Annotated in this window: 3 protein-coding genes; all 3 read left to right on the forward strand. The window is 59.6% G+C overall.

Translation table 11 applies throughout. The features are described 5' to 3' along the window. Window positions 1-130 precede the first annotated feature (130 nt). The 3 genes from AC1D1X_RS20895 to AC1D1X_RS20905 all read left to right on the forward strand — a co-directional run bounded on the left by AC1D1X_RS20895 (window position 131) and on the right by AC1D1X_RS20905 (window position 2,407). On the forward strand, window positions 131-370 hold the full coding sequence (locus AC1D1X_RS20895; RefSeq protein ID WP_457282139.1) for a hypothetical protein: 240 nt from the start codon (window positions 131-133) through the stop codon (window positions 368-370). 116 nt (window positions 371-486) lie between these two features. Continuing rightward, complete coding sequence (locus tag AC1D1X_RS20900; RefSeq protein WP_477699065.1) at window positions 487-1,329, forward strand: hypothetical protein; 843 nt, start codon at window positions 487-489, stop codon at window positions 1,327-1,329. A gap of 355 nt (window positions 1,330-1,684) precedes the next feature. Continuing rightward, on the forward strand, window positions 1,685-2,407 hold the full coding sequence (locus AC1D1X_RS20905) for a hypothetical protein (protein WP_477668202.1): 723 nt from the start codon (window positions 1,685-1,687) through the stop codon (window positions 2,405-2,407). Window positions 2,408-2,437: the final 30 nt, after the last annotated feature.

Raw genomic sequence — 2,437 nt, forward strand, 5'->3', positions numbered from 1 at the left:
CTACATGACAGGCCGTACCGGACCGACGCCGCGTCCCACTCTCCCCTCGTAAATTGGAATTAGCTGGCAATACGGCCAGCCATTTACCAACCCTGATTGCCTGTGATGGGCATGACTTAAGGAGCAAGACATGAAGTTTTCCAAATCCCTGGCCTCTGCCGTAGCCGCCGCCGCTGTTGTGAGCACCATTGGCCTGGCATACGCCCAGACCGAAACCCCGACGGCACCGGCTGCGCCTGCAGAATCGTCCGGCCAGACCATGCAAAATCAGGACACCACCACCCCTAGCAGTGCGGCACCTGCCACCACGACTGAAAGCAACACGGCTGGCTTCCAGACCGAGCGCCCAGCACAAGCTGACCGCAACTAAACCCAGACCGTCATGCGCCTTGGTGTGACGCCGCTCCGGCTTGCCGTGTCTTTTAAGGCGCGGCTTCCGGAGCGTTTTCACATGGCTGCCGGATCGTCATTGTTTTAGCGCAGGCCATGCGTCGTATTTTCATGGACATGTTTGTGTCGCCCGCGCGCGGGTCTTCCCCTTCAACTGGCGGAAGGCCCCCGGCCGGCGATGAGCCCGGCACCAGCCGCGCAGACGTTCTTGACGGCATCAAGCAAGGCATCTTGCTGGGCTCCGCACTGCTTGTCCTCACATTGCCGCTTTTTCATGCCCGTCCGGTTTCCTCTCCGGCCCTGAACCCCGTCCCTTCCAGCGCCTTGCAGTTGGCGCCGTCTTTGCGCTTCGCCGATTTTGGTGAAGAGCCCGCGTCGGATGAGGCGCGGCAGGTCGCCAATTGGGTGGTTGCTTCCGGGGACAACCGCAGGCTTTTCTTTGTCATCCTCGACAAGATAAATACCAAGGTTTTTGTTTTCGAACCCTCCGGCAAGTTGCGCAGCGCCACGCCCGTGCTGATCGGTGCGGCGGTCGGCGATGATTCCGTGACCGGTATCGGCGGGCGGCCCATTGCGCAGGTGCAGCCCCACGAACGCACCACACCGGCGGGCCGGTTTATGGGGGAGCCTGGCCGCAACACCTTGGGCGAAGATGTTGTCTGGGTGGATTACGAGGCGRCTGTTTCCATGCACCGCGTGCGAACACTGGAGCCCAAAGAGCGCCGGCTGGAAAGGCTTGCGTCTCCCGGTACCGAGGACAACCGTATTTCCTACGGGTGCATCAACATGCCGGTGGCATTTTTCGAAGATGTACTCAAGCCCGCGTTCAATGCGAGCTATGGCGTGATTTACGTTTTGCCGGAAATCAAACCACTGGCTGAGGTTTTTCCTGCCGCCCATGCGCTTGCCGCAAAACAGGGGCTTCGCCCCGCCGCCTGACACCGCCTGCTCGCTCTTTCGATCACCTCGCGCGAAGAGCGAGTTGTAACAACCCCTGACGTATTGTTGCGCGCTCGCATCTTCAATGCGGAAAATGCCCACATGTGGTCGCTGTTACCAAATTCCTGAGTAGCTAAATTTGGCTGCAAAAAAAGCATGCATGGCAATGCAGTAAACGATTTGTTGCTATTAAAAGCATAGCAAAAATCCGGAGGATTTCAGGGTTTTTCCGTTGTGAACATTTTCTTGCATCGCTAACATGGTGCAACCACAGCCGGGCTCCTACCCAAAAGGTTCGAGGCCGGCTTTTTCATGTGCTCCGCACAAGGCAATGAATTCAACCCACGGGATCAGGATGTTGTTCAAAGGAAAGGCACTGCGCGCAAAAACCGTCTGCACGGCGGCCATTGCCTTTCTCGCTGCGATTCCCGCATGGGTGTCCGCCACTCCCACAGACCTGCAACCGGTGCGCAGCCCCGATGCCGTGATGCCGGTGCCGGGTGCCGGCAATTCCGCTGACATGACACTGGTGGCGGCATCGGCCGATGCACGCTACGCCCTGCGCTGGATCATGAACGCACGCGATAACCAGGGCCTGCCATTTGTGGTGGTTGATAAAAAGGGCGGGCGCATTTTTGTGTTTGACGCCACGGGGCAATTGCGCGGCGCATCGCCGGCATTGACCGGCCTGACACCCGGCGACCACACGGTACCGGGCATGGAGCAGCGCAACGTCGCCAGCCTGCGCGCAGACGAACGCACCACGCCGGCGGGCCGTTACGTTTCGGAGCCCGGCCACAATCTTCACGGCGAGGCTATTGTGTGGATCGACTACACGGCCAAGCTGGCAATCCACCGCCTTCGTCCTGCAGCTCCGGCAGAACGCCGCGCAGAGCGGCTGGCTTCTGAAACACCTGACGACAACCGCATCTCGCTGGGGTGTGTCGTAGTGCCCGTCAATTTTTACGAAGCCGTCGTGAATCCCGTGCTGGGGAAAAGCCATGGCGTGGTGTACGTCCTGCCTGAAACCCAGCCCGTGCAGCGCATGCTGGGCGCGCTGCAATTCAGCCAGCGCTAACTAAATTCCCATAACAGCTTCGCTAACGCC

This window comes from Polaromonas sp. P1_G4 (assembly GCF_056405475.1).